The organism is bacterium, from assembly GCA_040757115.1.
GTDB lineage: Bacteria > UBA9089 > CG2-30-40-21 > CG2-30-40-21 > SBAY01 > JBFLXS01.
The window spans coordinates 1-7,800 of record JBFLYA010000175.1 but is presented as its reverse complement, the minus strand read 5'-3'; the positions used below and the strand labels follow the sequence as shown (position 1 = coordinate 7,800).

General features: G+C 35.7%; 7 protein-coding genes. 3 read left to right on the top strand and 4 right to left on the bottom strand.

What is annotated here, in order from left to right; translation table 11 throughout:
• Positions 1-62: 62 nt before the first annotated feature.
• Positions 63-236: a hypothetical protein gene (locus AB1422_13890; GenBank protein ID MEW6620404.1), complete on the bottom strand. Its 174-nt coding sequence runs from the start codon at positions 234-236 to the stop codon at positions 63-65.
• 101 nt (positions 237-337) lie between these two features.
• On the opposite strand from AB1422_13890, the gene recF reads away from it, so the two are divergent.
• The 3 genes from recF (at position 338) to gyrB (ending at position 3,711) form a co-directional block, all read left to right on the top strand.
• A complete protein-coding gene (gene recF, locus AB1422_13885) occupies positions 338-1,432 on the top strand; it encodes a DNA replication/repair protein RecF (GenBank protein ID MEW6620403.1) in 1,095 nt (364 codons plus the stop codon).
• On the top strand, positions 1,413-1,733 hold the full coding sequence (locus AB1422_13880; GenBank protein ID MEW6620402.1) for a DUF721 domain-containing protein: 321 nt from the start codon (positions 1,413-1,415) through the stop codon (positions 1,731-1,733). The genes recF and AB1422_13880 overlap by 20 nt, the downstream gene beginning before the upstream one ends.
• 76 nt (positions 1,734-1,809) lie before the next feature.
• Positions 1,810-3,711 (top strand): DNA topoisomerase (ATP-hydrolyzing) subunit B, encoded by a 1,902-nt coding sequence (gyrB, locus tag AB1422_13875; GenBank protein MEW6620401.1) that lies wholly within the window; start codon positions 1,810-1,812, stop codon positions 3,709-3,711.
• 670 nt (positions 3,712-4,381) lie between these two features.
• On the opposite strand, the gene AB1422_13870 is transcribed toward gyrB, so the two are convergent.
• The 3 genes from AB1422_13870 to AB1422_13860 all read right to left on the bottom strand — a co-directional run bounded on the left by AB1422_13870 (position 4,382) and on the right by AB1422_13860 (position 7,649).
• Positions 4,382-5,293 (bottom strand): glycosyltransferase family 2 protein, encoded by a 912-nt coding sequence (locus tag AB1422_13870; protein MEW6620400.1) that lies wholly within the window; start codon positions 5,291-5,293, stop codon positions 4,382-4,384.
• A gap of 343 nt (positions 5,294-5,636) precedes the next feature.
• On the bottom strand, positions 5,637-6,377 hold the full coding sequence (locus tag AB1422_13865; protein MEW6620399.1) for a QueT transporter family protein: 741 nt from the start codon (positions 6,375-6,377) through the stop codon (positions 5,637-5,639).
• A gap of 24 nt (positions 6,378-6,401) precedes the next feature.
• A complete protein-coding gene (locus AB1422_13860) occupies positions 6,402-7,649 on the bottom strand; it encodes a sigma-70 family RNA polymerase sigma factor (GenBank protein ID MEW6620398.1) in 1,248 nt (415 codons plus the stop codon).
• Between the last annotated feature and the right edge of the window lie 151 nt (positions 7,650-7,800).

The following is a 7,800-nucleotide window of genomic DNA, read 5'->3' as shown; positions in this document are numbered from 1 at the left end:
TTGATTGTGGAAAACAACAAATTTCCATAAATTTCTATTAGTTTCTATTAATTTCAATTTTTTTAATAATATCTCCCTATCTCCTTAATCTCCATATCTCCTTTTGTTACACCACCTGAACGCTTACTGGAAATTAATCCGCAGATTTCACAGATATATTTAACCTTGACATAGGGTATAGGAGAAACGACGATGCCCACAGGGAGTGGGCACAAAGGAAGATGAAAATTGAGCATAGAGATTAGAGATTGGAGATTAGCAAGAGTGCAGGTTCTAATTCACTAATTCTCTAATCTCTAATTAACTATTTTCAGGAGAAGCATACAAAGGTGACCAGTTGTTCTTAAAAAGAATAATTACCAAAAACTTTAGAAATTTATTCGATAACGAGTTAAGTTTTGATTCGAAAATAAATATCTTTGTGGGAGAAAATGGGGCAGGGAAAACAAATCTTTTAGAGGCGATATATTTTCTTGGTATTCTAAAATCCTTCCGCACAAGTGAGGATAGACAACTAATTAAATTTGGGCAAACAGATTTTTATCTGAATGGGGAAATATGGAAAAATAATACTACACTTGAGATTAACATCTTATTTACTAATAACCTTAAGAAGGTAAAAATAAATAATAAACCGCTCACCAGGATAATAGATTTGATTGGGGAATTGAAGGTAATTGTCTTTTCACCACAGGATTTGAATATTATCAAAGGCGCCCCGGCAATAAGAAGACGATTTATGGATATTGAACTTTCACAAACATCCCCAAAGTACTTATACAACCTGCAAAGATACCTCAAAATCATTAGACAGCGGAATCAAACATTATCTTTCCTTAAGAAAAATATGAAATGTGACATAACAGAATTAGAGGTATGGAATGAACAACTAATAGAAACAGGTATTGAGATTATAAAGAAAAGAAAAGAACTAATAGATAGTTTAAATCCCTTAATTAATGAAGTTTATCATCAGATTAGTGGACAGCCGCAAGAACTAAAGATAAAATATAGACCTTGTGTGGTTGAGGAGGACTTTAGAAAAACGCAGAAAAATAAGCAGGAAGATGAGATAAGACAGGAAGTAACTTTAGTTGGACCTCATCGAGATGATATTTCTTTTTATATAAATGATGTTGAGGCAAGATACTTTGCCTCACAGGGACAACAAAGAACTATCACTATTTGTTTAAAATTAGCCCAGGTGCAAAATATTTATCAACAAACACAAGAATTTCCTATCCTTTTGTTAGATGATGTTACTTCTGAATTGGATAAGAATAGGCGTCAGGCTCTTCTAAATTTTATACCAGACCTAACACAGGTATTTATTACCACGACGGATTTACATGACTTAAATCCAGATTTTGTAAAGGATGCCTGCATATTTAAAATCAGGCAGGGTGAGATAAATGAGAGGTCGTCGAATTGAAGAATTTGGCAATGTGTTAGATAAAATGATGCGGAGAATAAAGGTAATTGATAAGGGGCGAGAAATTTCTTTAGCACATAAATTAGCTGAAGAACGGGCAATTCAATTATGGCAAGAGGTAGTTGGAACTAATGTTGCGGTCCATACAAAACCATTGACAATCAAGGATAAGATAATTTTTGTTAAGGTTGATAGCTCCGCCTGGTGTAATGAACTTTCATTCTTTAAAAAAGATATTATCAAAAAGATTAATTCTGCGGTGGGAATGCAAGTTATAAAGGATGTATATTTTCAATCTTAACAGATAACTGGTAATTGGTAATTAATTACCAGTCACCAGTTACCATTTACCAAAAAACGAGGAGGTAATCTAAGTAATGTCAACAACTTATGATGTCGAGAAAATCCAGGTATTGGAAGGATTAGAAGGGGTCAGAAAAAGACCGAGTATGTATATCGGTGATACACATATTCAGGGCTTACATCATCTTGTCTATGAGGCGGTGGATAACTCAATTGATGAGGCATTAGTTGGTGCCTGTCAGAATATCAAGGTTGAACTCCATCAGGATGGAAGTGTTACGGTTGAAGATGATGGTCGAGGCATACCTGTGGAGATGCACCCTGTTTATAAAAAAACAGGTGTAGAACTTGTGATGACCACACTTCATGCCGGCGGTAAATTTGATGATAAATCTTATAAAATCTCCGGGGGACTCCATGGCGTAGGTATTTCGGTTGTTAATGGGTTATCCGAATGGTTAGAGGTTGAGGTTAGCCGGGATGGAAAGGTCTATTGCCAGAAATATAAATCAGGAAAACCAACGACTGACCTTGAGATAATTGGAACAAGCAATAAAACAGGGACCAGGGTTAGATTTAAGCCGGATAAAAAGATATTTAAGCAAACACAGGAATTCTCCTTTGATATGTTATCTCACCGCTTGAGAGAATTAGCCTTTTTAAATAAAGGGCTAAAGATTTCAATTTTAGATGAAAAGTCAAAGAAAGAACATACCTTTGTCTATGAAGGTGGAATTATCTCTTTTGTTGAGCACCTGAATGAAAATAAAACACCACTTCATGATAAACCCATCTACTTCTCAAAACAAAAAGACTCGGTAGAGGTAGAAATTGCTATCCAGTATAATGATGGTTACCAGGAAAATGTCTTTTCTTACGCCAATACGATTAATACCCATGAAGGCGGAACTCACTTAATTGGTTTCAAATCAGGTCTGACCCGTGTTCTGAATGACTATGCCAGGAAGAATAATTTAATCAAGGAGGCTGATTTCTCACTTTCCGGGGAGGATGTTCGCGAAGGGATAACTGCGGTGATAAGTGTCAAATTAAGAGAACCACAGTTTGAAGGTCAAACCAAGACAAAATTAGGTAATAGTGAAGTAAAAGGTATTGTTGAATCGATAGTTGGAGAGGGATTAGATTTATTTTGTGAGGAAAACCCAGCGATTGTAAAAAAGATAATTGAAAAGTCAATCATTGCCGCGCGTGCCCGTGAGGCGGCTCGAAAGGCGCGGGAACTAACCCGACGCAAAAGTGCTTTAGAAACAGATTCCTTACCAGGTAAATTAGCGGATTGCTCGGAGCGTGACCCGGCAAATTGTGAAATTTACCTGGTTGAAGGAGACTCAGCTGGTGGCTCGGCAAAACAGGGGCGGGATAGAAAATTTCAGGCTGTTTTGCCCCTAAAAGGTAAAATCTTGAATGTAGAAAAAACCAGACTTGACCACGCCCTGACAAATGAAGAGATAAAAACCATTATTACCGCTTTAGGCACGGGAATTGGTGAGGATGATTTTGATATTACCAAAGCACGGTATCACCGAATTATTATTATGACTGATGCTGATGTAGATGGAGCTCACATCCGCACCTTACTCTTGACCTTCTTCTATCGTTATATGCCACAATTAATAGAAGCAGGCTATGTCTATATCGCTCAACCACCTCTTTATGGGGTCAAGAAAAACAAAAAGGATTATTATGCCTACGCAGATGACGAATTAGAAAAATTATTAGAAAAAATAGGCAGAAAAGGTGCAACCATCCAGAGATATAAAGGGTTAGGCGAGATGAATCCAGAACAACTCTGGCAAACTACAATGGACCCTGAGACAAGAACAAATCTGCAGGTTACACTAGAAGATAATGTTGAGGCAGATAATATATTTACTATTTTAATGGGTGATAAAGTTGAACCGAGACGACAGTTTATTCAAACCCATGCTTTAGAAGTGCGAAATCTGGATGTGTAGATATATAGTAGTTATTAACGAAATCTTCTCATAGAACAGATATAGTAACAGGGTTGATGGTTGATAGTTGATAGTTTATAGTTGATAGTTTATGGTTTATAGTTGATAGTTTCATAGACTATCAACCATCAACTATCAACAATACTCTTGTTGTGTTTGAAGTAGTTTCGCACTAAGTCAGTACCATTCATTTGTGCTCTCTGACCACGCTAAACAGGTACTGAATATCTGTTCACTATTCACTAATGAAAGGTATGTGTTTAGCGTGCTACAGCATCGCGGTATAAATAATAGGTGGTGTCTTAATCTAGCATAAAGGTTAAAATAGTGTATAGGGTTCTGCAAAATAGGATTTGAGGGAGACAACAAATAAATATCAAATATCAAATATTAAATATCAAAATGCAAAATTACAAATCAAATTTCAAAGAGGAAGTAACAGGGTTTCTCAAAGAGTTGGAGGAATTTGGTAATATCTTTGCTTCAAGTATTTTAACGCTGAAAGGAAAGAGATAATTTTACATTTTGATATGTAATTTTTATATTTGCTTTTTGCATTTTGCTCTTTGGAGGAAATCCCTTTTGGACACCAAATCTGCATAGATTTCACTATTAGAGTTATTTTCAGACACCACCAAAAGATGTAGGTAAAGATTAGGAGTAGTTACTGTTACTCAATTATTTCTTCAATGATATAATAAGGTCTGCCTTGAATTTGGAGATATATTTTTGCAATATACTTACCGAGGAAGGCGAGTCCATAAAGTTGTATGCCAAAAAGGATGGATAAAAAGGCGATGATGATACTAATGCCTGCGTTTAAAATAAATGATTGAATTAACCAGAATAATCCAAGCACAATCGCCAGGGAGCCCATAAATACTCCAAGAGAGCTTAAGAATGAGATAGGCGATGTTGAAAAACTGGTAATAAGTTCAAAATCTGCTTTTAATAAATCAAAAACTGTCTTTGTGGAACTATGGGTAGTATCAAGTTCTATTTCACCGACTTTAAGTCCAAGCCAACTCAGTAATGCTTTTATTAATGGGGTTCTTTCTCGACACTGGAGGAGCATTTTTACTGCCCCTCTTTTATATGCCATAAATAGAGATTCATAGTCTTTTATCGTGGTTCCGGTAAGTTTAGAAACAAACCAGTTAATAAAATTAATTAAGGGTCGAAAAATAGAAGGTAACTGATGTAATCCTATGGCGCCAATGACAACATCATAGCCTTTATTTAGTTCTTCTAATAAATTAGGTATCTCTTCAGGTGGGCTTTTGAGACTACCTTCAATCGTAACCATTATCTTGCCTTTTGCTTGATTAAATCCTGCGATTATGGCTAAATATTGCCCAAAATTGCGAATAAATCGGATAATCTTTATTTTCTCATCACGCATTTTCAAGTCTTTAATCAAGGCATAGGTTTTATCTGTGCTACCATCATCGATAAAAATAATCTCACAAGGTTTATCAATTTGTGCCAAAACCTTTGATAGCCGAAAATACAATTCAACTACATGTGCCTCTTCATTATATACCGGGCTGATAATGGAAAGATAGATTTCACCTTCTTCCATAATACTTCTCCTGAAAATAGATTATGGGACGCAGATTTTCGCAGATTATCAGGATGTATATTTAAAAATCCTGAAAATCTGCGTTTATCTGCGTCCTATACTTTCCCCTGAAAATAGCGAATTAGTGAATTAGAGATTAGCGAATTAGTATAGTATCCACAGACTCGTATCCTATGATTTAGAACAGATATTCCCCCTTAATAAAGGGGGTTAGGGGGTTGTTCTTTCATTATTTTCATCCCCCTTTGTGAGCCGCAAGCTCATGAGCGTTCCCCTGAAAATCGGGGTTCGGGGATTCTTTTCTTCCCGAGTCCCGGGTCCCGAGCCCCGAGTCCCGAATCCCTCAAATAAGCAGTGTTCCAATAATAATCAGTAACACAACTGGTGTCATTGTCCACCAGGTTATTGGACATTGAATAAAACCAAAACTACCTAAGTTGATGATGATAAGCCCGCCAATGCTACCAATTAATAAACATAAAATACCAATTCCAGCAAATTTTCCTGGTTTTGGTAATTCAGTTAAGATATTGGAATAAAGTAATCTCCATTTCTTCACTCTCGGATAGAGAATAACAAGCAGAAATGGTCCCAGGATAACACAAACAAGAAAATTATTTAGAGTAATGATATTCGCCAGTAGGGTTATCGGGACAAATCCTAACAAATCCACCCCCCAGGCAATAAACATTCCACATATTGAGGAACTTAAAGCAATACAGCAAAAATAATTTATAACTACCTTTGGGGTATTGAAAACAGGGTCTTGTTTTGAGATATATTGCCAGACCTTATATGGTATAAATCCATACAAGAAGTTACCGATAAATCCAAAAAATGAGCCCGGTCCCAAAGTTCCAAAGAAATCGCCAATTAAATTACCAAACGCAGACCCCCAGGCACCCGCTGGTCCAAACATAAGTGAAAAGACAACAGGTAAAACCGCCGCAGGTCGTATCTCGGTAAAACCTGGAATTATGGTTGCGATTTTAAAAGGAATAAGTATTGCCGTATATACGCTGGCACAAACCGCGCATAACACAACCATTCTTGTATTCTGCCACATTAAAATTACCTCTTTCATCTTTTTAATAACCTCCTTGTTTCCTTATTCTTCTCCCAGAAAATCATCATATAATTGTTTAGTAATCTTTTTTTTGCGAAGATTATCAAGTATTCTTTTTTCTAATTGTCTAACTCTTTCTCTTGTTAGACCTAATATCCTACCTATGTCAGTTAAGGTATGAGGTTCTAACCCATCTAATCCAAAGCGTAATTTTAGAAGTTGTCTTTCTTTTTCAGGAAGAGTATCTACTATTTCCTGAACTTGTTCTTGTAACATAGTAAAGAATATCGCCTTTGATGGAGGCAGACTTGCCTTATCTTCAATCAATTCACTTAATTCATTTTCTCCAGTTATGCCTATCGGGGTTTCTAAAGAGATAGGTTCTTGAGTAATATTGATAATTTCAATCACCTTACTAACTGGGAGTTTCATTTTGGTTCCGATTTCCTCTAATGTTGGCTCCCGGCCTAATTCCTGCGATAGTTTATTTATTGTCTTTAGACACCGATTAATTGTTTCCATCATATAAACAGGAACTTTAATTGTTCTACCCTGTTCTAAAATTGCTCGGTTAATCGCCTGCTTTATCCACCAAATAGCATAGGTGCTGAACTTAAACCCCTCTTTATAATCATATTTATCTACTGCCCGAATTAGTCCTAAATTTCCCTCATTAATTAAATCTAAAAGACTTAATTTGTGATGTGCATATCTTTTCGCTACATTTACAACCAATCGGAGATTAGACTCAATAAATTTCCGTTTGATAACCTCGATTTTGTTTTCAAGTATCTCTACGGTTCGCAAGAATTTATCTATTTCTTTATTAGGTAATTTTTTTAAAGATGGTGGCAAATCACTTTTCCTTATTTCTTTTAATTGCCATTTATTATATAATTCCTTTAGTCTTCTTTCAGAAAGGCCACTTTTTATTTCGATTTCTTTTATTTTTAGGTGGTCGATTTCTATTTGCCGACTTAATCTTCTTTCTTCTATTGGGGTTAAAAGGGGTATCTGGTTAATCTCTTTTAAGTAGAGTTTAAGGGGGTCAACAGGAGTTGTTTCTTCTGGTTCTTTCTCTACAACTACCTCATCCATCTTTCCATTATCCTGAATTTCGATATCCTTTTCTTCTAATTTAGCAAAGATTTTTTCTAAATAAGGTGACCAGGCATCATTTTCAGTAAGTATTTCATTTATTTCATCATAAGTAACATATCCTTTTTCTTCTCCAGCTGCGATTAACCTTTCTATTTCAGTATTTAGGTCTTTCAGGACTTTTTTAGTCATTGTCCGCTCCTGTAAGATTCCCATTAAGCGTTCAGGTGGTGTAACAAAAGGAGATGTGGAGATTAAGGAGATAGGGAGATATTATTAAAAAAATTGAAATTAATAGAAACTAATAGAAATTTATGGAAATTTGTTGTTTTCCACAATCAAT

Coding starts and splice junctions, on each gene's coding strand:
- AB1422_13890 (MEW6620404.1), bottom strand. CDS start 236: ATGCTCAATTTTCATCTTCCTTTGTGCCCACTCCCTGTGGGCATCGTC.
- AB1422_13880 (MEW6620402.1), top strand. CDS start 1,413: ATGAGAGGTCGTCGAATTGAAGAATTTGGCAATGTGTTAGATAAAATG.
- gyrB (MEW6620401.1), top strand. CDS start 1,810: ATGTCAACAACTTATGATGTCGAGAAAATCCAGGTATTGGAAGGATTA.
- AB1422_13870 (MEW6620400.1), bottom strand. CDS start 5,293: ATGGAAGAAGGTGAAATCTATCTTTCCATTATCAGCCCGGTATATAAT.
- AB1422_13865 (MEW6620399.1), bottom strand. CDS start 6,377: ATGAAAGAGGTAATTTTAATGTGGCAGAATACAAGAATGGTTGTGTTA.
- AB1422_13860 (MEW6620398.1), bottom strand. CDS start 7,649: ATGACTAAAAAAGTCCTGAAAGACCTAAATACTGAAATAGAAAGGTTA.